The 21,328-nt window shown below is 60.4% G+C and carries 25 protein-coding genes; 12 read left to right on the top strand and 13 right to left on the bottom strand.

Annotation, left to right across the window (positions count from 1 at the left end; translation table 11 throughout):
• Positions 1–229: 229 nt before the first annotated feature.
• The 4 genes from LDZ24_RS21045 to LDZ24_RS21030 all read left to right on the top strand — a co-directional run bounded on the left by LDZ24_RS21045 (position 230) and on the right by LDZ24_RS21030 (position 3,801).
• Entirely contained in the window at positions 230–928 is a 699-nt protein-coding gene (locus LDZ24_RS21045; protein ID WP_350029455.1) for a nucleoside 2-deoxyribosyltransferase, read from the top strand.
• 38 nt (positions 929–966) lie between these two features.
• On the top strand, positions 967–1,890 hold the full coding sequence (locus LDZ24_RS21040; RefSeq protein WP_248324048.1) for a tyrosine-type recombinase/integrase: 924 nt from the start codon (positions 967–969) through the stop codon (positions 1,888–1,890).
• Between the two features lie 132 nt (positions 1,891–2,022).
• The gene (locus tag LDZ24_RS21035; protein WP_248324047.1) at positions 2,023–2,724 is read left to right on the top strand and encodes a TMEM175 family protein; all 702 of its coding nucleotides are present in this window, start codon (positions 2,023–2,025) and stop codon (positions 2,722–2,724) included.
• A gap of 513 nt (positions 2,725–3,237) precedes the next feature.
• Complete coding sequence (locus LDZ24_RS21030) at positions 3,238–3,801, top strand: hypothetical protein (RefSeq protein WP_248324046.1); 564 nt, start codon at positions 3,238–3,240, stop codon at positions 3,799–3,801.
• A 138-nt stretch (positions 3,802–3,939) separates the two neighbouring features.
• On the opposite strand, the gene LDZ24_RS21025 is transcribed toward LDZ24_RS21030, so the two are convergent.
• The 3 genes from LDZ24_RS21025 to LDZ24_RS21015 all read right to left on the bottom strand — a co-directional run bounded on the left by LDZ24_RS21025 (position 3,940) and on the right by LDZ24_RS21015 (position 7,982).
• On the bottom strand, positions 3,940–4,590 hold the full coding sequence (locus LDZ24_RS21025; protein WP_248324045.1) for a TetR family transcriptional regulator: 651 nt from the start codon (positions 4,588–4,590) through the stop codon (positions 3,940–3,942).
• 117 nt (positions 4,591–4,707) lie between these two features.
• Positions 4,708–6,183 (bottom strand): chemotaxis protein CheW, encoded by a 1,476-nt coding sequence (locus LDZ24_RS21020; RefSeq protein WP_248324044.1) that lies wholly within the window; start codon positions 6,181–6,183, stop codon positions 4,708–4,710.
• Positions 6,180–7,982 carry a PAS domain-containing methyl-accepting chemotaxis protein gene (locus LDZ24_RS21015; protein ID WP_248324043.1) on the bottom strand — a complete coding sequence of 601 codons (1,803 nt, stop codon included), beginning with the start codon at positions 7,980–7,982 and terminating at the stop codon, positions 6,180–6,182. The genes LDZ24_RS21020 and LDZ24_RS21015 overlap by 4 nt, the downstream gene beginning before the upstream one ends.
• Before the next feature lie 179 nt (positions 7,983–8,161).
• On the opposite strand from LDZ24_RS21015, the gene LDZ24_RS21010 reads away from it, so the two are divergent.
• The 5 genes from LDZ24_RS21010 to LDZ24_RS20990 all read left to right on the top strand — a co-directional run bounded on the left by LDZ24_RS21010 (position 8,162) and on the right by LDZ24_RS20990 (position 11,772).
• Positions 8,162–8,677: a GAF domain-containing protein gene (locus LDZ24_RS21010; protein ID WP_248324042.1), complete on the top strand. Its 516-nt coding sequence runs from the start codon at positions 8,162–8,164 to the stop codon at positions 8,675–8,677.
• A gap of 221 nt (positions 8,678–8,898) precedes the next feature.
• Positions 8,899–9,348, top strand: coding sequence for a hypothetical protein (locus tag LDZ24_RS21005; RefSeq protein WP_248324041.1), 450 nt, complete (start codon positions 8,899–8,901; stop codon positions 9,346–9,348).
• Between the two features lie 87 nt (positions 9,349–9,435).
• The gene (locus LDZ24_RS21000; protein ID WP_248324040.1) at positions 9,436–9,840 is read left to right on the top strand and encodes a hypothetical protein; all 405 of its coding nucleotides are present in this window, start codon (positions 9,436–9,438) and stop codon (positions 9,838–9,840) included.
• 53 nt (positions 9,841–9,893) lie between these two features.
• The gene (locus LDZ24_RS20995) at positions 9,894–10,232 is read left to right on the top strand and encodes a hypothetical protein (RefSeq protein WP_248324039.1); all 339 of its coding nucleotides are present in this window, start codon (positions 9,894–9,896) and stop codon (positions 10,230–10,232) included.
• Positions 10,233–10,305: 73 nt separating this feature from the next.
• Positions 10,306–11,772: a 3'-5' exonuclease gene (locus LDZ24_RS20990; protein ID WP_248324038.1), complete on the top strand. Its 1,467-nt coding sequence runs from the start codon at positions 10,306–10,308 to the stop codon at positions 11,770–11,772.
• A gap of 88 nt (positions 11,773–11,860) precedes the next feature.
• Here LDZ24_RS20990 and LDZ24_RS20985 read toward each other — a convergent pair whose 3' ends face one another.
• Together LDZ24_RS20985 and LDZ24_RS20980 are read right to left on the bottom strand one after the other, a co-directional pair.
• The gene (locus LDZ24_RS20985; RefSeq protein WP_248324037.1) at positions 11,861–12,313 is read right to left on the bottom strand and encodes a monooxygenase family protein; all 453 of its coding nucleotides are present in this window, start codon (positions 12,311–12,313) and stop codon (positions 11,861–11,863) included.
• 134 nt (positions 12,314–12,447) lie between these two features.
• Positions 12,448–12,747 (bottom strand): flagellar transcriptional regulator FlhD, encoded by a 300-nt coding sequence (locus tag LDZ24_RS20980; RefSeq protein WP_248324036.1) that lies wholly within the window; start codon positions 12,745–12,747, stop codon positions 12,448–12,450.
• A 443-nt stretch (positions 12,748–13,190) separates the two neighbouring features.
• On the opposite strand from LDZ24_RS20980, the gene imuA reads away from it, so the two are divergent.
• The gene (imuA, locus tag LDZ24_RS20975) at positions 13,191–13,898 is read left to right on the top strand and encodes a translesion DNA synthesis-associated protein ImuA (RefSeq protein ID WP_248324035.1); all 708 of its coding nucleotides are present in this window, start codon (positions 13,191–13,193) and stop codon (positions 13,896–13,898) included.
• A gap of 7 nt (positions 13,899–13,905) precedes the next feature.
• On the opposite strand, the gene LDZ24_RS28165 is transcribed toward imuA, so the two are convergent.
• The 8 genes from LDZ24_RS28165 to LDZ24_RS20940 all read right to left on the bottom strand — a co-directional run bounded on the left by LDZ24_RS28165 (position 13,906) and on the right by LDZ24_RS20940 (position 19,994).
• Complete coding sequence (locus tag LDZ24_RS28165) at positions 13,906–15,396, bottom strand: hypothetical protein (protein ID WP_371747483.1); 1,491 nt, start codon at positions 15,394–15,396, stop codon at positions 13,906–13,908.
• A gap of 97 nt (positions 15,397–15,493) precedes the next feature.
• On the bottom strand, positions 15,494–15,940 hold the full coding sequence (locus LDZ24_RS20965) for a hypothetical protein (protein ID WP_248324034.1): 447 nt from the start codon (positions 15,938–15,940) through the stop codon (positions 15,494–15,496).
• A 232-nt stretch (positions 15,941–16,172) separates the two neighbouring features.
• A complete protein-coding gene (locus tag LDZ24_RS20960; protein WP_248324033.1) occupies positions 16,173–16,634 on the bottom strand; it encodes a hypothetical protein in 462 nt (153 codons plus the stop codon).
• A 180-nt stretch (positions 16,635–16,814) separates the two neighbouring features.
• Complete coding sequence (locus LDZ24_RS20955; protein ID WP_248324032.1) at positions 16,815–17,081, bottom strand: hypothetical protein; 267 nt, start codon at positions 17,079–17,081, stop codon at positions 16,815–16,817.
• Between the two features lie 35 nt (positions 17,082–17,116).
• On the bottom strand, positions 17,117–17,578 hold the full coding sequence (locus LDZ24_RS20950) for a glycine zipper 2TM domain-containing protein (RefSeq protein ID WP_248324031.1): 462 nt from the start codon (positions 17,576–17,578) through the stop codon (positions 17,117–17,119).
• Between the two features lie 98 nt (positions 17,579–17,676).
• Entirely contained in the window at positions 17,677–17,811 is a 135-nt protein-coding gene (locus LDZ24_RS28000; protein ID WP_256465428.1) for a hypothetical protein, read from the bottom strand.
• Positions 17,812–17,926: 115 nt separating this feature from the next.
• Positions 17,927–18,172, bottom strand: coding sequence for a hypothetical protein (locus LDZ24_RS20945; RefSeq protein ID WP_248324030.1), 246 nt, complete (start codon positions 18,170–18,172; stop codon positions 17,927–17,929).
• A 274-nt stretch (positions 18,173–18,446) separates the two neighbouring features.
• Entirely contained in the window at positions 18,447–19,994 is a 1,548-nt protein-coding gene (locus LDZ24_RS20940) for an EAL domain-containing protein (RefSeq protein WP_248324029.1), read from the bottom strand.
• Positions 19,995–20,448: 454 nt separating this feature from the next.
• Between LDZ24_RS20940 and LDZ24_RS20935 the strand changes: the two genes are divergently transcribed.
• Positions 20,449–20,754, top strand: a complete 306-nt coding sequence (locus LDZ24_RS20935; protein ID WP_248324028.1) for a hypothetical protein — start codon at positions 20,449–20,451, stop codon at positions 20,752–20,754.
• 108 nt (positions 20,755–20,862) lie between these two features.
• On the top strand, positions 20,863–21,306 hold the full coding sequence (locus tag LDZ24_RS20930; protein WP_248324027.1) for a hypothetical protein: 444 nt from the start codon (positions 20,863–20,865) through the stop codon (positions 21,304–21,306).
• Positions 21,307–21,328 lie beyond the last annotated feature (22 nt).

Here is a 21,328-nt window from a genome sequence, read left to right as displayed (position 1 = left end):
TAGCGGCCCTCGCGGCGAAATCAAGATGTTTAACGGCGTTCGCGGCGTGGCCTTTAATCGTCCAACGCGGCGCGAGCCGCATATGGCACCAGCGGGCAATCAACGTCGGCTGGTGCGCGGCTGACTTGACTCCGCCGGGATATTGGTAAGCTCATACGCGTCAATAACCAGAACCGTCAGCCCCGAACCGATGCAGAGAAGAAGTCCGACGAGGTCGCAGCGGGATTTGATGGAGTTGCTTGACCAGGGTTTGCCGATCGACCAGATCGCGTCGAGCCTCGGCAAAAGCGTCCTTGCTGTGAAGCGGCAACTCAACCGCATCAAACGCAGAGTCCGCGAAGGGAGGTTCGACCCCTCCCCGTTGCCGATTGAACGCGCGGCCAAGGAGCCACGCATCTACCTCGCTGGCTTCGATGTCTTCCGGCAGGACGCGAAAGAGCACGGCGAGCATCTCAAGCAGCTCTGCCGCGATCGCGGCTTCGTTGGGCTCTATCCGCTCGACGGCCAGTTGCCCTCGTCCCTCCAAGGCCAGGACGCCGCCCAATGGATCTATCAAGCGAACGTTGACCTGATCCGCTCTGCCGACGTCGTCATGGCGAACCTGGATGATTTTCGAGGCCCGGGCGAGCCGGACAGCGGGACGGCGTTTGAGGTCGGGTTTGCGGCGGCGCTTGCAAAGCCGGTTTGGGGCTATCGGTCCAACGCCGTGACGCTCGCAAAGCGCGTCGAGGCTACGTCCGTGAGCAGTGCCGGGGGCGTGTGCCGAGCCGGCTATCTCATCGAGGACTTTGGGCTGACCGTGAATCTGATGCTCGCCTGCTCCGCGCAGATCGTCGTCGGCGGACCGGACGTTTGTCTCGACGCGATCAAGGGTGCATTGGATGGCGGCGGCCCCCCTCTTGGTGGCTCGGGGTTGGCGAAGCGGTAGCTTCGCGTTAGGTTTGGAAATTTCAGTATATCGACTTTATGACTATCGAACTGTGGCTGTCCGATCCCGAAGAAGCCTACGCGCAATGGCAACGCGAACAAGCGACTGGTGCTGATCGCCGCGCGTTCGCCGATCAATCAATCGTCCAGCATCGCTCCATGTTCTCGCGGTTCAACGATTTCCTCATCGCGCATCGGCAGAACGTCACCACTTACGGCGCCGATCACCTTGAGGGCTTCTTCGTCGACCTCGCCCGGGATTGCTCGCCCGGCACGACCACGACGCTGCGCTACCTGAAGTTGATCGACCGCTTCACCCGGCACTTGGTGAACATGGAGCTACGGGCAGATAACCCGGCTGCCGCGATGCTGAACAACGAGAGTTGGCCAGAGGACGAGCCGACGCCTATCTACCTGTCTGCGGAGGACGACGCGCGGTTGCAGGATCTCATCGCCTCAGCGAAGCCCGAGTCGTTCAAGCAACTGCGGAACGTTGCGATCGTCGCCCTTTTTCTTGCCTCTGGGGTGACTGCGGCCGAGCTTCGGCAACTGAGGGTCGACGACCTCGATGCTGACAACGACCGTCCGACCATCTTCGTCGATAAGCACGGACCTCGCATCGCGCGTCGAGTACCGATAGATGCGTTTGCAGTCGACGTACTCCGCGCATACGCCGACGGGCGGCGCTCGATACTCTGCCCCACTCAGTGGCTGTTCATTACGACGGCGGCCGGCAAACCGATGCAGCCCGACACGATGCTCAAATGCGTGCGCTCTGCTTTACACGCGGCCAATCTTTCCGCCGCTGACGAAAGCCCCAGACTGCTTAGGAATACATTCGGACGACGCCACCTGCTCGCGGGCAAGAGCAACGAGCAGGTGAGCAATCTTATGGGCTTGTCGAGCCACCGCACTGCTACTCGCCTTCGCCAAACGGTCGAGGCCAGTCACGACTTCCTTTGAGTGGCTTTCTGCATTCACGACCGCACTACTAATCCCGCTGTCGTCAACGCATCCATCTAGCGTCTTGTTACCCCATGCGCTAACGCGTGGGCGGCACACTGAATGCTTTCATCCTTCCGCCAAAGGACTCAGATGATGCTGCGTAATAGGCGTAAATCTACCGTCGCGGGAACGCATGGTGCGGAGCGCGGACTTGACCGCCTCGAGGGGTTCAGCGACGCGGTCTTCGCAATCGCGCTGACCCTTCTGATCGTCGAGATCAAGGTTCCCGGATCTCCAGACGGCCCGCATGGCTACAGCGACCTAATACACGCGATGGTGGCGCAGTGGCGCGAATATCTCGCGCTCCTTCTCTGCTATATCGTGATCGGTGCCTACTGGCTGCAACACCATTACCTGGGTCGCATTTATGCTAAGAGTGATCACTGGTTCGGCGCGATCAAGCTACTATTCCTCCTAGCGATCGTCATTATTCCGTACCCGATCCGCGTCTGGTGCTTCCACCTCGGCACGGACTTTGAGCCCGTCGCGTCAGTGACTCTGGTAGCCAGTCTTGCCCTGACCGCCTGCGCGTGGATGGCCGAGTGGTTCTATGCAATGCAAGGCCGCCGGCTGATGGATGAACGGCTCACGCCCGGTTTCATTCAGCAGATGAAGCGCCGCTACGGCGTTGCTACCCTGGTCCAGATCGCTGCGGTTCCCGTCGCGATCGCTGCGTGCCGCATCGGAGTGGCCATAGCGCTGCTGTCCGTGGCCTTCTTTCTGGTGCCCCAGCCCACGCCGCGCTACAACCCAAGAGAGGAGCCGAGCGAGGCTGAGAAGTTGGAAACGTAAAGGGCGCGCGCTGTCTCAGACCGTGATCGGCAAACATCGGACATAGATGTTGACTCTTTCTAAGCCCTCCAGGCGGCGCCTCCACCGTGAGAACAGCCGTTGGCAAAGCTTGCTACTGGAGTTGCCACTTTGAAACGCGCAAAGAATTGGGCCCCGGCCGAAACTGTGAACCCGACAAACGATATGTTGTTTCCGCCCACTCGGCCGCTGCATGTAAATCGCTGACGAGCCGACGGTGCGACAACGACTCCAGAATTGATGAACTGCGACGGATCCTGAACGAACGGGCTTGCAGCAACGGTTAATATCCGGCGAGTGAAATCCGAGGGATTGCCCGTTCATAATCGGCGGCGAAGCATTCAACTTGGTTTCGGTCGCTTTACATCCTATATTCCGCCTCAGCAACGACAGTTCCACCACTGCACGGGGGGCGCCATGCCTAGACACGATTGCAACGAATCGCAGCAAGCATGGCCAAACGGCTTAGCGCCTGGGTGGTGCGAACAAGAACAGATGAATTTTGTGACACTCCGATACAGCAAAACCTTTTTTACACTCAACAATTCCAGCACTGACGTCCTCGCATGCGAGGTGCGGCGCGCTCTGCACGGGCACCCAACTGTTGACACGCACACTTTCGTCGTGCAGGCGGCTCGCAATTGGAGCGACAAGAACGGTTCCCATCATGAAGACGGCGTGAGCGCTCAGATCGAATGGTGCGCGGGAACCGACACTGGAAGTATCGAGCTGGTAAGCGTTGTCGGTGCACCGCCTGACGGATCACTGGTCGGGCTTAATAAGCTCGACGTGACGGAGTACGGAGACGCTTACACCACGGTCTTACGGGCGAACAATCATTGGACCGTTCCGCTCTACGTCTGCGTGGAAATTACTGAGTTCGGGAACCAGACGCGCCCACCGATGAAACGACTCATCGATCCCAGCTGGCGCTGGGATTTTTGGGAGGGATCGCCAGCCGACAAACCCGTCGTCAGATGGCGGGCGGCTGAACCGCAGCGATTGTCAATGTACGGCCCGGAGCCCAGGATGCTCAGTGCCTCGGATAAGGCGCGATAGCCTCCGCGTTCCGGAACTCGTTTCGATGACCGGACCGCTCTGTTACCTGTCATTGGATTGCAGGCGATGCGATCGTCGGTAATGAGTCGACTACGGACCCATGATCAGCGCCGCGGGAACCGCCCTGCGATCGCTGACTTAGGCACCAACCGGCGGGCGAAGGAATCCAAGCAACATCTCCACATGCATTGCGGAAATTCGCTCTCTATTCTCCACGTTCACATAGTCCCTGCCGGTGAACGCATTTAGTGTGAAGCGGTTCGATGCGATGTAATAGCCCATCCCAATCAGCGTGACATAGAAGTCCAGAGGATCGACGCCCTTTCGAAACTGGCCCGCATCGGCACCGCGCTCGAGGATTGCTTTAATCACTTCCACCACGGGCAAAATGGCCTCGTCCAGCTTTTCGAACTCCTTCAGGTACCGCCCTTGATGCAGGTTTTCGTTGTTAATCAGGTTCAGCCACTGCGGACTGTCCCATAGGTATGTCCATATCGACTGAGCTAGGGCTGCTATCGCTTCCGAAGGCTCCAACCCGGTCAGGTCTAAGCTGCTTTCTTTCTGAGCGAAGCCCTTGTACATCGACTCCAGTACGGCGACGTAGAGCAGCTCCTTGCTGCCGAAATAGTAGTAGAGCATCCGCTCGTTGGAGCCCGCGAGTTCTGAGATGGCGTCAACGCGTGCGCCGGCGAGTCCGAACTTCGAGAACTGGTCAGTTGCGGCTTCGAGAATGCGGCGGCGAGTCCCCTCCGGATCGCGCTTGACTGGCTTAGACGGGTTGCTGTCCATTTTGGCTGTGACCTCTCGCGGAATGAATGGTCGTACAACACCATTATGGGGCGGCGATCTGCATGGGAGAATATTCCCGCCGTCACAGATTCACGTTCCGCGACCATGCGCAGCGAGCTACGCAGCCTCTTCATTCCTTCCATTGAGGGAATGAAACCGCGCAGACACTTTTCCCGCGAGGTCGACGAGCCGATAGCTGATCCGGCTGGGTTCCGTCATCGTTACGATCTGGTACGTTCCCCCCGTTTCTCGGTCGACGGCTCGGGAGATCTGTGTGGCTTCGGTCGGCCCCGACATAGTCAGCACAGCGTCCACCGCAAACGCAAGCGTCAGGCCGCCCACCACGACCACCAGCGCCTGCCGCGGCTCAAAACTTTCAACGTCGCTGCCCGCTGCCAAGTGCAAGCTGACGAGCTCGACGTAGTCGTCGCGCCAGGTGATTAGTCCGAGGCTCGCTTTGTCTGCGCGCCCGCGCATCTCGACCTTAGGCATTGTCACGATCCCGGCCACGTGTTCGATGTTCGTCGCGTACGGACGTCCCGCCACCGAGAAGACGAGGTACGAACCGGTGTATGCCGCTGTCGAAGCGCCCGTAGCCGAGCCGTTCTGCGCCGCTGCGGCGCGCGCTAGATACATCAAGCGTCCGCTGCTGGAAAGCGCTCCCGGGTTCATAACCAGCGCCGTTCTGCTTCGAGAGGTACCGATTGCGCCGAAGAAGAAGCCGGGTTCGGCAAAGGCAGCGGGCGACACCGGCCGTATGTCCTTCGGCGCCAGCAGTACCAGTTCTGAAAGCTCGTCAACGGCGAAACCGGTCACACGGTCACCGTGCGCGAGGACGAGCAGATACTTGCCTTGCCCCGTTTCGCGCTGGGGAAGGCCCAGTACCGCAGGAAGGTCCATGACGGCAAGGTCTGCACCGAGCCAATGCGCGACTCCCAGAAACGTCGTGTTGCCCGGACTCGGCTGCTGAAGCTCGGGCATTGGAATGACACATCGGACGCTGAGCGCGTCGACGCCGAGCAGATGCTCACCGCACCGTACGATCGCGTGCTGCCTACGTCGCGACTTCGCTTCGTCGTTCGAACAATCTCCCGCGCTCTCGATGTTTTCTGCCATGTCGCGCGGCCGAATCGCCTTGCGAGCAGCCCTTCCCGCCGTTGCTTCATAGAGCTTCCCGACATTTGAAATGCCGATGAGCGAAGACGGCTCTCCGAGTGCGGCCAGCACAGGAAAGAGGCCCGCCGCGGATTCGTCGTCCGGCGCCAGGGTAATCAGGCTATCTCGGTCGATCGCTTCGGTTTTGCCGACTGCATCGACTTCGATGCCAAACACCGCATCGCCTTGGCGCAGGACGATGACATGTCTCGCTTGCGCAGGCGCGGTCTCATCGGGGCAAATAAGCCCATATGTATCGAGCGTGGCGACGGCGTCGCCGCGCAGCAGGAAGTATCCCTTCATGCTGGCCGGCTGACCCGGAATCTGCTGGTAGGCGGATGGCGCTTCCACCGCCTCAACGATGTGCTCGACAGGGATCCCGAAGCGGATCGAGCCGACCTGCACGACGCCGACAACAAGGGCTGACGAATCCATCATTGCGTTTGGCGGGACAGCGCGGCCACGGTGGAAGATGAACGAACCGCTGCTTCGCCGCCTGTTACCAGCGTGAGCTCGCGCAACAGCTCGGAGACAGTACGCGTAGCGGTTGCCTGCTTCTCGGTTACCTGGTGTATTCCGGCGATGGTCTCCGTTGTACGGTTCACACCGGCGCGGATACGGTCGAAGCCATTGGCTGCGCGTCCGGACGTCTCGCTTCCGGTCTTGATCCGATGCACGGACTCGTCGATATGGCGACGAATCTCGTTGGTCGCCTGCGAGCAGCGCTCGGCCAGCCGACGCACTTCGCTCGCGACGACGGAGAACCCCAGTCCATGCTCGCCCGCGCGCGCCGCTTCGATGGCTGCGTTGAAGGCGAGCATGTTGGTCTGCGTGGCGATCTCGCTGATGACCTTCACCACCTCGCTGATACCGGCGGAGGACTGCTCGATCTCCTTGATCGCCGACATCGATTCAGCCAGCGTACGGCCGCCCGTATCCGCCTCGGCCTGCGTCTCGGTCGCGACTGCCGTTGCCTCGCGCGTGCGCGTGGCGATGCCGTCGATGGACTGGGACAACTCGTCGATCTTCTCGCTCATCGCGATCAGACTGGCCTGCATCCGGCGCTCGCGCTCCACTTGCGCGGTAATGTCGCTCGCGTACTTCACGATCTTGTAGGGCCGGCCGGACTCGTCGAGCACCGGGTTGTACGTCGCCTGAAGCCACACGCGGTATCCGTGCTTGGATACGCGCTCGAAGCGCCCGGCATGATAGTCGCCGCGGCTCAGTCGCGCCCAGAAGTCACGGTATTCGGCCGTCGCTGTCGTTTCGGGATCGCAGAACATCCTGTGATGCTTGCCGACGATCTCGCGCAGCGTATAGCCGATCGCATCCGTGAAGTTCTGATTGGCGGCCAGAACGTTGCCTTCGAGGTCGAACTCGATCACAGCATTAGCCCGGTCGATGGCGGCCAACCGGCCATCTCGTTCAGCGACGCCGCGTTTGAACTCGGTGATGTCGGAGGCGAACTTCACGATCTTGATGAGCCGGCCGTCCGCGCTGTAAATCGGGTTGTACGTCGCCTGAATCCACACCTCGCGGCCGCCCTTCGCGATGCGCTTGTACTGCCCGGCGTCATACTCGCCGCGCCCGAGCTTTTCCCAGAACGAGCGATAAGCGTCCGTGTTTAGGTACGACGGATCACAGAACATCCGATGATGCTGACCCTTCACTTCTTCGAGGCTGTAGCCCATCAGATGAAGGAACAGGTCGTTCGCCGCAAGGACGTGGCCGTGCAAATCGAACTCGATGACAGCCTGTGCCCGTTCCATCGCCCGCACCTTGCCGGCGTGATCGTCGGCGAGGGTTCGCGCGCCAGTAATGTCGCTGGCAACTTTCACGATCTTCTGGACATTGCCGCTTTCGTCCAGGACAGGCGTATAGGAGCCGCGAATCCAGACTTCTGAGCGCGTCTTGTTCAGGCGTCTGAACTCGCCGCTCGCTTCGCGTCCGGACGCGAGCATGATCCAGAAATCCTGATATGCCTGACTGTTGGCGTATGCGGTGTCGCAAAAGATGCGGTGGTGCGATCCGACCACCTCATCAGCCCGATAGCCCATCAAGGTCAGGAAGTTGGCGTTCGCGCGCAGGATCACGCCGTCGGGCGAGAACTCAACGACGGCCCGCTCCTTTTCCGTGGTGGCCCACAAGGAGCGCAATTCGTCGAGCGACTTCTGGCCGGCTGATGCCGCGATAGATGCGCTCTGCATGGTGAAGGAGGTCTCGGCGTTCGCGTTCATGGTTCTCGTCTTTGAAGTGCATCGCCCCTGATGGACTGTCAGGGCTCATGCACAGTTAGCGGCGCGAGGCGAACAATCTTTAGACGGTCCTCAGCGAAGACAAGGCGCTCAAGTGTTGATCGCAATCTGCCGACAAGACATGGGTCCCGACCTTTTTTCCCCTTTCTTAGCGAGCGACGATGTCCGAGTATCCGGTTCTATACAACGAAGAAGACAGACTTGATGCGGTCGCGCAATGCGGCTTGCTCGACACGCCCGACGATCCCCGACTCGATCGCATCACGAGGCTCGCCGCGTACGTGACGGCCTGCCCGATCGCCCTGGTCTCAATCGTTGCCGCACACCGGCAGTGGTTCAAGTCGCGGCACGGACTCGTGGCCAAGCAAACCCCTCGTGATCTCGCCTTCTGCAACTATGCACTCGTCGAGCCCGGCATCTTTGTGGTCGAAGATGCTACAAAAGATGATCGATTTCGCACGAATTCGCTGGTGACGGGTGACCCCGGGATTCGTTTTTATGCAGGTATCGCGCTCACCGGAACCGGCGGCCACCGTCTCGGGACCTTGTGCGTTATCGACAAAGCCCCCCGAGCGCTCTCGCCCGTTCAGCGGCGGTTGTTCGAGGACCTCGCCGGCTGTGCCGCTGACGTTCTGCGCGTCGTGGAAGCCGAAGCCTCGTCGACCGACACCCAGTAGATAAATCTCGGTTGGGTTGAGGGCAACGGGCCCGAAACTTCGGACGCGCGGAACAAGAAACGCAGATCGCGTTGCCCGCCGCGCTGGCTGGCTCAATCGTCGTTAGACCACTCAGTTTTGTTGCTTTCTCCCCTCGACCAAAGCTCCTTGACTTCCTCCGTCAATCCGTAGGCTCGGTAGAGCGTCGAGACAATGGTGTCTCGGCCGCTTGCGGAGCGAGCATGGCCTATCGAGGCGAGTTCAAAGACATCATCTACCCCAACGGAAAACGGGAAGCACGGGTCGCCCAATATCGACTTGTTCTGATCGAGCGCGAATCCGAGGTCTCGGTCGTAATTCATTTGCGTCGTGAGGCGGAGGGTCAGACCTATCTGTTCGAGCGTGATCGCGAGTTCGACGTGGTCGCTGGGCGCATTGTCGATAAGGAGCTTCGTGGGATTCGCGTCGACCGAACGCGCCTCGTGGTGGAGTCAGAAGGGGCGTTCACCGAATATCCACTGAACTTCAACGCCGCCGAGTTTCCGTCTCGCGTCTCGCCCGAGGAGCCATGGAAGCCGCCTGTCGTTGCTCTCGAATCACGCGACATCGTAGGCGGCAGCGTCGCCCTTTTCGTGGACCTTGGTGCGGGACAGTCCGCGGAACCGTGGCTCACGGGCCTATTACGCGATTGACAAGAGGCTTTGCATTGTTAGGCACCCTCTTAAGAACGCCCGTTTGCAGCCGCTAATAGGGTCTACCGTAAGACGACGCTCATCGCCATGTACCAAGAAGAACCAGTGCTTTCCGAATTCCTCGCTGCCGGTGACGAGATCAACCTCGCGCTGCTGGAGATCGATTCCAGAGAATTCGCTACTGCCGGCGACCGCAATCTCGCGCAACGAGCAGTGTTTGCCGACGTGATGGCGAAGCGCGGCTTGCGAGACCGTCGGGAAGCGGTGCTATGCCACGAGATTAGCGCCCTAGTTGCGAACCGGCCAATCATGACTAGCCTCTTCGACTTTGTTGAGTTGAAGGCGTTGTGCATGCTCCGAGTTGCGCCGTCGCTTGTCGACCGGTTCATCGCGGTAAAACGTGACAATCCAGCTTTCGGCCTAGGCGAGATCATGGCGGTAGCCATCGAGGCGCGCGAACGCCACCAATGGGGACACTATTGGCAGGAGTGAAGCAACGATATGCGGTCGGCGAGTGGGATTCGTTATGGGCCAGCGACCCGTACATGAAGCACCGGTTCGTGCTCGATCCCGAGTCGCGCACGGTCATCGCCGGCGAAGACCGCATTCGCCGTCACTGGTGGTCGATGCGTCCTGAGCACGTCGCCTATATGCAGCAAATTCTGAACGAGACATTCGACTTGATTTGGGACGAGCCCGAGGAGTTCGGCTTTGTTCGTCAGGACGAGATACCGTCATGGGCGACTAAAGCATGGCCGTGGCCGCCGTTGCCCGAGGTTGAAGAGGTCGAGAAGATGCTCGACAATTCCGACGTCCCGCTAGAACGCGACGAATCCGGCTGCATCATCTTTCCGCCCCGCTTTGTCGCCGACCGACGGAAGTAGCGGCAGACAGCAGCACGGCTGCCCGCCAGTCGAACTTGCGGCACACTGCTTCTTTTCGTTGGATGGACGTTCGGTGGCCAAGGCATACAAACCCACGGTGGAACAGGAAGCCGTCGTCGAAGCCGCAAAAGGCGGCGGCGATCTGAAGGTCAAGGCGTATGCGGGCGCAGGCAAGACTTCGACGCTGCGGCTCGTCGCTCAGCAGCTTACCGGCCAGCGCGGCAGCTACCTGGCATTCAACAAGGAAATCGCGGACTCGGCGCGCCGCGGCTTTCCAGCCAACGTCTCAGCGCGCACCGTCCATTCGCTCGCCTACGCGAGCGCCCCCGCGTGGCTGACCGCACGCATCAATCTGCCGTCCGAGCCGCCGCACGAACTGGCTGCCCGATACGGCTTCGGGCCTATTGAAGTGCCGACCATCACGGGAAAGAACGCGGAGGTCGCGCCCTTCGAAATCGGCCGTATGATTGCAGACGGTCTCGGCCGCTTCTGTCGGTCCGCCGACGATACGCCGCAGCCCTTCCACATACCGGTCGATGAAAAGATCCGCGACGATGCCGCCGACTGGCTGCGCGAGCAGCTCGCACCGAGCATTGGACGGCTATGGGCGGAAAGCATTAACCCGCGCGGCCTGAAGGCGATACAGCCGGACGTTTATCTGAAGGTGTGGGGCCAGTCCAATCCACGTATCAACGCCGACTTCATCTTGTTCGATGAGGCGCAGGACAGCGACGGCATCATGCTGTCGGTCCTCGCGAAGCAACGGCACGCGCAGACCATCTACGTGGGCGACCCGTATCAGCAAATCTATGAGTGGCGCGGTGCTATCAACGCAATGGCGCAAATCGATGCACCGGAGCGGCCGCTGACCGAATCGTTCCGCTTTGGGCCCACCTTCGCGGGACTCGCGAGTTGCGTGCTTGCGCTACTTGGAGAGAGCACCCCGATCCGAGGCCAGCCGAGCATCGGCTCCATCATGGTCGAAGATCCGTCGGTACAGCCGCCGGTGGACGCGGTGCTTTGCCGAAAGAACGCCACGGCCATCTGGCAGTTCGCGGCGGGTGTCGAGATGGGCCATCGCCCCGCGTTGCGCATGAACCCGAGCGAGATCATCGCATTTGCCGACGGCGCCGACCAGTTGCTTAGCGGCCGGCGAGCGTTTCGGCCGACAGCACTGTCGCTGTTCGAAAACTGGAAAGAGGCGCAGGCATTCGCCCGCGGCGCGGTCGGGCGCGACTTGCTGCCGGTTGTCGAGATCGTTGACGACCGCGGCACCGGCTACCTGCGTGCGCTCGCTCAACGTCAGACGCCCGAAGCGCAAGCCGACTATGTCATCTCGACCATTCACCGAGCGAAGGGACTGGAGTGGAAACGCGTGCGTATCGTCAATGACTTCCGCTTCAAGATGGTCGATGGGCGGCTGACGTTGGACGAGGACGAGATGCGGCTGCTGTATGTCGCGCTCACGCGCGCCCAACACGTGCTCGACATCTCGGAGCTTCGTGAGGAGCTGCTGCGGCTATTCAACCTGCGCGTGTAGCTTCGCGCCTCATCATTCATTCCACGATGGACTGACCAAACGGCATGGCCGGGCGACGATCGGTCATGCGTACGTCAGACCCTATCCACTAATTCGCGCCCATCCGCTGCCGCGCGCTCATGAACGGACCGGTCGGTTTGCGTTCGGGCGCAAAGCGATCGAAGCCCACCGGCCCGGGCATGTCAATATAGACGGCTTCCATACCCTGCCGGCTATACGTTTCATGCCAGAAGCCTGCGCCGCGGCTATCGCGCAGGAAGTCGCGCCACCAGCGCGAATGCGGCTCGCTGCGGGTAAATGCTTCGAGGCTGTCGAGGTCGCGCCAATACTGCCGGATACCGATATGGTTGAGCGAGAAGAATACTTGCTCACTCGAAAGCAAGCCATCGGGCGGGTTCAATTCGATCTGTCGAAGCCCTTTACCGATGCCAAGTATCGCTGCGATGCCCCTCAGTCGGCGCACGCGAAAGCCTAATAACACGACCACGAGATTCGGGTACGCACTGAGATCGACGGATCTTCGAACGACGGAGGCTTGCATTGCGGCTCCTGCGGCTTCTCGTGGTAACGACGTAAGGATAGTCGCTGATCGATCGCCCGCTCATGTCGAGTATCGCGCGGGTTACCAGAGCCCCTTCGTTGGCGAGCTTTTCGAGGCGGTGTGCGTGGTAATGGTCATGCTGCCAGCAGAGCGTCGTTCGAAACCGCCGACTTCGCTGCCACACCAATGCTGCGACCAGCGAGCTCAACGACCATCGCATCAGTGCTCATGCGGAAGAAGCACAGCACTTGCGAGGACGACGCGAGCTTCTGCGTTTGCTCCGGCGAAAGCTTCAGCAGCAGGTCTGCCATCTCCCTCGAGAGGCCCAGATGCGACTGTGCCGCTTCCCGGTCTGATGCCAGAACGCGTTGCGCGAGCATCAGATACGACATGTTCAATTCGCGGATAGCACTGAGATCAGAAGCGGTGTTCATAGCGGCAGACCAGTAATTAGTTCGACTTGCTCATTGCGCCGTCAGTCGAAGCGGGAACGAATTGTCTGATCCAACATCGATGCTCTGCAACAAATAGTTACATCGGGTAAACGTCGCTTACAGTTAAAGCTAACTGTCCGCAATCGTTCGCGCGAGAATCCGCTGTTTTATCCGTAAGCACCTTCTGCCGTAAATCTCTGCGGTTTCACGCTCGATTCAACGCTTTTTGCGATATTTTTTGCGCTGCGCGTGATTCGAACGTGCGTGTTATTCGGCAATTTCGACAAGGCTCAGCACAAGTAAGTTCTACGGCTCGGCATCTTTTACTGGCGTAATTAAACGACAGCCTCTTGTCGGCTGCTAGCAAGGACTCGATTGGTTGGACGACCACATGACGATCATTCATGTAGACTACTGTACAAACGTACAGTACGGGGTTCGACATGGGAGCGTTAGCCCTCGAAGACATTCATCCATCGATCTGGCGCGGCTCTCAACTGGCCTCAGCTCGTCTGAACGTCATTCCGTGTGGATCTGAGACGCTCGCCGCAGAACTGCCGGGCGGCGGCTGGCCCAAGGGCGCACTGACCGACTTGCTGGTGCAGCAGCCGGGCGTCGGTGAATTGCGATTGTTGTTGCCGGCGCTGAAAGCTGTCGCCCAACGGCGTATCGCCCTTCTCCAACCGCCGCACCGGTTTCAGCCCGAAGCCGCAGCCTATTGGGGCCTGCCCGAGACGTCGGTCAACGTGGTGCGCGCGCAAAAGACGGCTGATGCACTGTGGGCGGCGGAGCAGATCCTTCGGTCCGGTACGTTCGGCGCTTTGCTTTTCTGGCAGACCCACGTTCGTCCCGAGGCGCTCCGGCGCCTGCACCTCGCCGCGCAAACCGGCGAGTCGCTGTTTTTCATGATCCGGCCGCTTGCCGCCGCGAGCGATACCAGCCCGGCTCCGCTTCGAGTCGCGGTGCGCCCGGCGCGCGACAGCGTGTCGTTGCAGTTTGTGAAGCGGCGCGGCCCCGCCCGCGATGAGCCGCTCGTCGTTGGATTAACCCATTCGCCTATCCTGTTGAATCGCCATGCAAGTGTGGATCGGCGTATATCTGCCGCACCTCAGCCGAGAAGTCTTCCAGCCGAACTGGTCATCCACGAGTGACACAGGTCTAGTCGTGCTTGACCATGAGCGTGTCGTTGCGCTCGATCATGCGGCGCATGAGGCCGGGGTTCGCGTTGGCATGCGCAAGGGCGGCGTCCTCACGCTCGCGCCGCACGCGCGCATCCACGACAAGGACGAAATCAAAGAGCAGCAGGCCGTCGCCGATGTCGCTACGGCCTTGATGCAATTCAGCCCGCAGGTATCGATCGCCGAGGAACAGACCGTTCTCGTTGACGTGTCGGCGAGCCTCACGCTGCGACACCGAGAGCGACTCCCATTCCGCCTGTTGCGCCGCGTCCATGCCTGCCAGCTCGAAGATCGCACGGCGCCGAGCCGCGGCGCGCACGCCGATGAGCTTGATGCCGAACACTTCACGCACAGCTTGCTTGGTCGTTCGGTTGGCGTCGTCGGGCCGGTCCAGCATGCCGAGCAGATACGACACGTCCGCCGTCTGAACCGCTTTCGCGAACTCGTTGGCGTACGTGTGCGTGTGCCTGCCGTGATCGAGAATGGCCAGTTGCTTGCCGAGTTGGAGGTCGCGCAGGCTGAGGTTGCCCTCCTCGCGCGCCTTCTCCAGTTCGGCCAAGCGTCTGTCCCTGATGCCGTCGGCAAGCGTGCGCCTGAGAACTTCGGCGAACTTGCACGCCGGCAGGCCGATATCGACCGGTTTCAGATACGAGTCAGGCAACGGATGCGCCTCGAGGATGCCCTTTGCGTACAGCAGGTCATCGACTTCGACGGTCGTCGGTTCCTTCGGGGCAAGGCCCATCACCATCACCAGCAACGCTGCGTTGGCCGAGGTGATTGGTTGCTTCGAACGACGCATCACGGATGCGAGCGGCACGAGCTTCGAAAGCGGCAGTGCGCCCCGCAACTCCGGCACAGCCAGAAGTGGCTTGGCCCATTGCAGGTCCGAGTCGAATTTCGACAACGATGTGTAGTCGTCGATCACCTCTTGCGGAACGGGCTTGCCAGCAGCCAGCGCATAGGCGACATGAACTTCGTGCCGGCCGTTGCACTGCCGATCATCCAGCATCGGGCCTGCATAGCGGAACCCGAAGCGGCGTTGCGACTCCTGTTGCAGCAGCTCGAATAGATCCAGACCACGACGTCCGGCCTTGGCCGCCTCTTCGTTGGCTAGGGCCACCTGATCGGACGAGAAGAGATAGAGCGGTTCGCGAGCCAGGTCGAACGCGAGATACAGCAGATTCCAGTGCTCGCGCCGAATCTGCCAGGGCTCGAGCGCGGAAAACGACGGTCTGAAGTACGCAGCGTCGATTTCGTCGATGAGCGACAGGAACAGGCTCACCGCCGTTCCCGGCTGGCGAACTGTCAGCCTGCCGTTGTAGCGGGTCACGGCGACCGGGTGGCCGAAGAAAGTAAGGGAGATGTCTGCTGCGTCGATGCCATCGGCATGAGAGCCGGTGCGCAGAAAGCCCAGCACCTCGAGCATGGAGCGGAACGACTGGGCGAAGCCCTTGAAGGAAAGCTGGTACATGATCGATTGCCTCGGAAAATTGCGGACAATCGGTCCCTGTCGGGTCGATGCCCGCAAGGGTTGAGTGCGCCAGATGGCGCAGAAGAAGACTGAGGGGTTAAGCCGCGTCGAGGAGACGCGCGATCAGACGTGCCAGCGACCACGCGTGGTCACTGGATAACACCTTCGCGCGAAGCAAGGGCATCACGGCGTAGGTCCGATCAAGCGAATCGCTAAGCTGCGGTCGGCTGACGTAGTCGACATGCACAATCCAGCCCTCGCAGTTTCCGATGCAAACAGAAACGGAGACCCGGTCGTATGAGGAAGGCTCAGGCCACGGTCTGCTGTGGCGCGCCCCGTACATGGCCTCGTTCGCGTCGTCCTGCAGGTTCGCGTGGCAGAGCCATTCCGGTTCGATCTCGGTCCCGCGCAAGAAGCGGCACAGTTCCGTGAACACCTGATCGACCGTCTTGCCGTCCGTGGTCAGCCGAGCGACCGACTTGATATCGACTTCGCCGGTCGCCGCAACGCCGGCCGGCAGCGCAGCCGTGTTGGTTTGATTCATAGGTGAAGCTCCTAAAACGAAGAGCGCGCCCGAAGGCGCGCAAAAAATGAAGGCGAAAAAAAAACCGCACCCCCGAGAGGTGCGGTTTCGTCTTTTGGACTCAGCTGGCGCTGCGTCGAATCATTTGCCCCAATCGCGTTCGCGATCGGCTTTTTGCCCGTTGTGCCCGGTCCACAGAAAGAAACCTGCAATGGAGAGGCCCAGGACCAGCGTGAAAATCGTTGCACCCATTTCACTCTCCTTTCATATTGAAATAGCCGCAGTACCACAATACTAACCCAACCAAGGCAAGAGCGATCGTGTTTGCTGCGGTCAAGAAGTCCCAGGATGACGCGGAATGAGCATAACCGACCGCGCCAACTATCGAAGCCGCTGAGAGCGTGTGGAGCAGACGCCCGTTCTGCTGGCGTTGATCCTTCGTCGGCGTTTTGATTGCATGAAACACCTGGCGCCATCCCGGACCCGGGCCCGCAGGGAGCGAGACTACGTACCCCCCGCTGACGTTCGACACAGGCAGTATGTAGCCCATGTATTCGAGCGTGAAAGACGGTGAGCACTCAGACTCCTCCATCTTGGCGAGCAGCCCGAGAACACGCGGCGCCAGATGAACTCGGCCAGTTGCTGGATCGAGTGTAACCCGGTCCATGATCGTGGTTCCGGAGCTGTACTCGATCTTTACTTTCGCCAGCTTCATCGACGACCTCCGCACTTAGAGTCGATTCCGCCGGCCAAACGCAAGCCGTCCAGCATCGCTCGATAGCCCGAGGGCGTTTCGAGTTGAGTCAGGGCGACGTGGTTTTCACCTCCGCCCGTCAGGTCCGAACGGCCGCGACGAGTTCTGAAGCTAAGCGCGACGCCGGAACCTGCACGATGCTCAAGCACATCGACAAAGAGCGTCTCCGTGCGCAACGAAACCCGGACCGCAGTCACTGAGCCGCCCAACTGCAGCGAATCGGTGCGGCCTGGCGCCGGACGCGTTGAACTCAGGGTGCGACACGATCGCCTCGAACTCATCGACGTCACCTGCCTGTGCAGCGACTTCCACCGGGAGCATCCCGTAGAAGTTTTTGCCGTTCACCTCGTTGGCGGAGGGATTCCAGCCGCTGGTCTGCCCGTGGGCGATCAACTGATAGTGGTTCATTGATAACTCGTCAGATGGTTGCGTCGATTCGCCGGTTAGTGGGTGATCCGGTAGCCGGACCCGTTTGAGACGAGGAAAACCTGCTGTCCCGGGGCGAACTGCTGGTCATCGACCTGCGTCACGACAACTGTTTGGCCGTTGGCGCGTCGAAGGAAGACTTCCACGCCGGTGTGGCGCGACATCACGGAACTGACGCGCTGCGCGATAAGTCCCGAAGCGGAGCCGGACAACGCACCTGCGATGTAGCGGCCGCGACCATTGCCGATGACTTGCGAGCCCAGGAAGGCACCCGCTGCCGCACTGACGATCGAGGAAATGCCCGACGAGTCGGAATTGCTCTCGATTGTGATCGGACGCACGCGCAGGATGGTTGCCTGCTCGAACTGCCCGATGCGTTGAACGTCGTAGCGCTGATAGGTGTTCGGCGAACCGAAGTCTGCAGTAGCGCAGCCAGTCAGAACCGAAAGAAGCAACACGGAGCAGAGAAACTTGAACATGGATCACCTGAAATGAAAGCGGGGCAATCCATTCCCGAAGGGCTGGTTTGCCCCAAAGGGAAGAGAAATGAGCTATACGCAGCGTTGAGCTGCGCGGGTCAGTGGGTGACCGAGGCGATTGCCGTCGAGAGCGACACGACGACAACGAGAAACGACAGCATCTTCCAAGCTTCTGCGTCCTGCTTGGCGTACCAGGCGAGACTGTTCAGAGCGTGTTTAATGATCGGAAACAAGGGCAACTCCTGAGAAAAGTAAGAGCCGCCCGCGATGGGAGGCTCCCATCAAGGAAAGGTTTGGACCAAGAAACGGCGTCCAGCGCACTGCACTGGACGCGTCATTTACGAAGAACTACGAGGCGCTGCGGCTCAGGTGATGCAGTCTGATGCGACCGCTTTGCACGAGATGCCGTTCGGCTTGGTGATTGAGCGAATAGTCCCAATCGACCATTGCCGTACCGTCGCTCCACACCGAACTGATACGACCGGTGTAAAGCTGCGGCGGACTGGCCTCGACGTCCTGACCGACCACACGCTGATTCGCCATGAAACCGTTCATGCTGGAGACTTTGACGACAGGTGCGAGAGTGCGAGACATAGACAGCTCCTAAATGAAAAGGGAGCCGTCTCCCGTTGGGATTGGCTCCCAAGGGGACGAAAAAAGGCGACCAACAAGGGTCGCCAGAAGATTGCCGTCATCAGACGGCGGGAAAGAAGTGGCCTTCCAGCACGCTGGAGGGTTAGGTTCGATGCGCAAAAGCGCGGGGAATGACGCTAGTCTACGGAGCCGAGGACGAGGCCAAAGCTCGAAAGCTACGGATTTCGCTATGCCTTCCGGTTTTTCGACCACTCTGCACCGTGCGAGCCACGATTCAGAAGGTTGTGGCTACCTCGCGCAGCTGCGCCAGTTGCTCCGCCCTCACCGGCCGCTGATATAGGTAGCCTTGCGCGAATGGGACTCCAGCTGCGGACAGCGCGGCGTGCTGGGATTCGGTCTCGACGCCTTCGGCGATGACCTCCAGTCCGTAATGCCTCGCGACTGAGACGATGCCCCGGATGAGCTCGGCGCCGCCTTTGTCCACCTCGCTCACGAACTGCCGATCGATCTTCACAAAGTCGAACGGGAACCGGCCAAGCAGATCGAGATTGCTGTGCTCGGTCCCAAAATCGTCGATCGCGAACTTCACTCCCTTCGCTTTTAATGCGTTGAACGTAGCCGCTGTATGTGTGCTTTTGCTAAGCAGGAACCGCTCGGTCAGTTCCAGAACGAGACAGGCGCTCGCCGGCAACTCAGCGGTAAGGGCTTCGACCTGAGCGACGAAGCCTCGTCGTTCGAGATCACGCGGCGCAACGTTGACCGCGATGCGCAACGGGACCGTTGCCGACTGCTGGGCCATTTCGGCCACTGCCGTCCGCATCACATACTGCGTAACGGGTCCAAGCATTTCGCTCGACTCGACCTCCGCCATGAACGACGCCGGATTGATCGCGCCTAGTTTCGGGTGGTCCCACCGGAGCAAAGCCTCAACGCCGACCATTGACCGCGTGGCGGTATCAATGATTGGCTGGTAGACGACATGGAACTCATTGCGCCGAAGCGCGTGACGCACGGCGGTCAGCACCAGTCGCCGGGGGGCGAACGTAAGCAGGTAGATCGCGGCGATCAAGCCGTCGACGAGGAGCCCGACCGCAAAGCCCGCAATTCTGTATTCCCAGTGCATGCCGGAAACAAAACCTGCGGATGACGACACCAAGATTGCAAATGGCCATTTCTGCGATGCGACCCGCGTCGTGTATTCAGCGAGCGGTGCGGACGCCGGCATAAAGACGCCACGAGCACTGATAGTCCCGGTTCCCGAGACCGAGATCACGGCTGTATGCGCGCCATACCTGAGACCATGCGCGAGGGCATCGGTGAGGTACTCCGCCTCAACGATCGACAGCACACCTCGACCGGGCGCCGTCCGATGGAACATGGCCAGAACCGGCACTCCCGGCTGAAACTGCGTTTGCGGAAGAAGACCGATGCTGTCGCGTATGCCCGAAGAGAGCGGGTAGTCGGACAGCGAGAAGTCGATGGCTCCGAACGCGGAGGAGCAGTAGGCGCGATCGCCGGATACCAGTGCAATCGCGCGCACGTAGCGCACATACGTTTGGAGGACCGACAGTGACGGCCAAGCCCGGCTGCACGCTTCACCGGGCAGCCCGGCGAGTTGTTCGCGGCGTCGCGTACTGACGCTGTCGAGGATTCGGTCGACTGATGCAACCAGATCGCGGCCAATCAGTTGCTCATGGTCCGCCATTCTTTTCGTCGCGAGCTGCTCCCCGACCACGATGCACACAAGCAGCACGGCGGCACCGCAGACGATGCAAAGCAGCAGCGATAGGCGCGTTGGTGCTCGATAAATGTCATCAGCCATAGACCTTCGCTCGCTTCGCAATCACAAATTCATCCGTATGTCTGAAACTGCCGGCTTCCGTGCCGTCACAAGCGAAAAAAAAACGCCAGCTCCATCGCTGGAGTGGCGCTGAATGATCCGTCAGCCTCCGAGGGGCCAGTGACGAACCTGAGAGAACCGGTAATTTACCAATCGACTCGGGTCGGTTGAACGCGTAAAGCTGAGCAAAAGTTGCGCGATTCTACCGAGCAAAACCTAGGAACCTCTCAAAAAAGAAAGCCGATGCAGCGCATCGGCCCGAAGACGCGTCCGCCGGGGCAGCGGAACACGAGAGAGAGCTTTCACTATACCGCTGCGCGCAAACGTTTGCTCAGACATTTGGTAGCGCCGGTCAGCCAGCGCCCGCCCGGCCTGCCCCAGCGGCACGAGCTTTGCAAAGACGGCGCCTTCACAACGAAAATGAATCAGACCAATCATGAAGAAGCACGTCTCGGGGAACGCGGCGGCCGCGCGGAGTGACTTGCCCAAACGTACGGCGCGGGATGCCGAAGTTGAACTGTCGCACCTGGAGTCAGTGTTCCGTTCACTGTCTCCCGGGTCGATTCCGGCCGTTCTCGGTCCAGCCTACTGGCGTTCGCGCGTGTCCGCGCTGGATCGTCAATACATGCTGCTAGTCACCCAACGGGCGCGCCTTGCAACTCTCATTCGCTCGATCGATGACCTCGAAACCGCACTGGCCGCAGCAGCACCGTCGCGCGATCGCCTCCAGATAGCGGCATAGATGCTGCAGGGTGGCGAGAATGGCGGCCGCGCAGCCCGCATGGGCCTAGCGCCTTGACTTTGCGCTGTAACTGCGAAGATGGATCAAGCTCACTCGATTCTCTTCGCCATGTTCCAAACCATCGACCTGTCCTCGCTGCGCCCCACCCGCCCCACCTTCGACGCGGCGCGTGCGCGTGACGTCGCGCTCACGCCCGAAGTCTCTGCGCTGCTTGCCAGCGACGCGGTCGTCGCTATCGGAGTGAGTGGCGGCAAGGACAGCGTTGCATGCGCCCTTGCGGTCTCCCGGCACCTAGACGCCATCGGCCATAATGGCCCGCGCATCCTCGTACACTCGGACCTTGGCCGCGTCGAATGGAAGGACAGCGGTCCTGCGTGCGAGCGTCTCGCCGCACATCTGGGTTGGGAGCTTTTGACGGTGCGGCGGCAAGCTGGCGACATGCTGGCCAGATGGGAAAAGCGATGGACAAACAACGTGGAGCGGTATAGCAACCTATCGTGCGTCCGACTGATCTTGCCGTGGAGCACGCCGGCTCTTCGTTTCTACCAGTGAGCTCAAGTCCTCGGTTGTTTCG

This window comes from Caballeronia sp. Sq4a (genome assembly GCF_023170545.1).
GTDB lineage: Bacteria > Pseudomonadota > Gammaproteobacteria > Burkholderiales > Burkholderiaceae > Caballeronia.
Note: the sequence above shows the minus strand (reverse complement) of the source record. Positions and strands in the feature narration are given on the sequence as shown.

What these genes read in the sequence shown, in the direction of transcription:
- LDZ24_RS21045 (WP_350029455.1), top strand. Translation starts at nt 230, where the DNA reads ATGGAGTTGCTTGACCAGGGTTTGCCGATCGACCAGATCGCGTCGAGC.
- LDZ24_RS21040 (WP_248324048.1), top strand. Translation starts at nt 967, where the DNA reads ATGACTATCGAACTGTGGCTGTCCGATCCCGAAGAAGCCTACGCGCAA.
- LDZ24_RS21035 (WP_248324047.1), top strand. Translation starts at nt 2,023, where the DNA reads ATGATGCTGCGTAATAGGCGTAAATCTACCGTCGCGGGAACGCATGGT.
- LDZ24_RS21030 (WP_248324046.1), top strand. Translation starts at nt 3,238, where the DNA reads ATGAATTTTGTGACACTCCGATACAGCAAAACCTTTTTTACACTCAAC.
- LDZ24_RS21025 (WP_248324045.1), bottom strand. Translation starts at nt 4,590, where the DNA reads ATGGACAGCAACCCGTCTAAGCCAGTCAAGCGCGATCCGGAGGGGACT.
- LDZ24_RS21020 (WP_248324044.1), bottom strand. Translation starts at nt 6,183, where the DNA reads ATGATGGATTCGTCAGCCCTTGTTGTCGGCGTCGTGCAGGTCGGCTCG.
- LDZ24_RS21015 (WP_248324043.1), bottom strand. Translation starts at nt 7,982, where the DNA reads ATGAACGCGAACGCCGAGACCTCCTTCACCATGCAGAGCGCATCTATC.
- LDZ24_RS21010 (WP_248324042.1), top strand. Translation starts at nt 8,162, where the DNA reads ATGTCCGAGTATCCGGTTCTATACAACGAAGAAGACAGACTTGATGCG.
- LDZ24_RS21005 (WP_248324041.1), top strand. Translation starts at nt 8,899, where the DNA reads ATGGCCTATCGAGGCGAGTTCAAAGACATCATCTACCCCAACGGAAAA.
- LDZ24_RS21000 (WP_248324040.1), top strand. Translation starts at nt 9,436, where the DNA reads ATGTACCAAGAAGAACCAGTGCTTTCCGAATTCCTCGCTGCCGGTGAC.
- LDZ24_RS20995 (WP_248324039.1), top strand. Translation starts at nt 9,894, where the DNA reads ATGAAGCACCGGTTCGTGCTCGATCCCGAGTCGCGCACGGTCATCGCC.
- LDZ24_RS20985 (WP_248324037.1), bottom strand. Translation starts at nt 12,313, where the DNA reads ATGCAAGCCTCCGTCGTTCGAAGATCCGTCGATCTCAGTGCGTACCCG.
- LDZ24_RS20980 (WP_248324036.1), bottom strand. Translation starts at nt 12,747, where the DNA reads ATGAACACCGCTTCTGATCTCAGTGCTATCCGCGAATTGAACATGTCG.
- imuA (WP_248324035.1), top strand. Translation starts at nt 13,191, where the DNA reads ATGGGAGCGTTAGCCCTCGAAGACATTCATCCATCGATCTGGCGCGGC.
- LDZ24_RS28165 (WP_371747483.1), bottom strand. Translation starts at nt 15,396, where the DNA reads ATGTACCAGCTTTCCTTCAAGGGCTTCGCCCAGTCGTTCCGCTCCATG.
- LDZ24_RS20965 (WP_248324034.1), bottom strand. Translation starts at nt 15,940, where the DNA reads ATGAATCAAACCAACACGGCTGCGCTGCCGGCCGGCGTTGCGGCGACC.
- LDZ24_RS20960 (WP_248324033.1), bottom strand. Translation starts at nt 16,634, where the DNA reads ATGAAGCTGGCGAAAGTAAAGATCGAGTACAGCTCCGGAACCACGATC.
- LDZ24_RS20955 (WP_248324032.1), bottom strand. Translation starts at nt 17,081, where the DNA reads ATGAACCACTATCAGTTGATCGCCCACGGGCAGACCAGCGGCTGGAAT.
- LDZ24_RS20950 (WP_248324031.1), bottom strand. Translation starts at nt 17,578, where the DNA reads ATGTTCAAGTTTCTCTGCTCCGTGTTGCTTCTTTCGGTTCTGACTGGC.
- LDZ24_RS20945 (WP_248324030.1), bottom strand. Translation starts at nt 18,172, where the DNA reads ATGTCTCGCACTCTCGCACCTGTCGTCAAAGTCTCCAGCATGAACGGT.
- LDZ24_RS20940 (WP_248324029.1), bottom strand. Translation starts at nt 19,994, where the DNA reads ATGGCTGATGACATTTATCGAGCACCAACGCGCCTATCGCTGCTGCTT.
- LDZ24_RS20935 (WP_248324028.1), top strand. Translation starts at nt 20,449, where the DNA reads ATGAAGAAGCACGTCTCGGGGAACGCGGCGGCCGCGCGGAGTGACTTG.
- LDZ24_RS20930 (WP_248324027.1), top strand. Translation starts at nt 20,863, where the DNA reads ATGTTCCAAACCATCGACCTGTCCTCGCTGCGCCCCACCCGCCCCACC.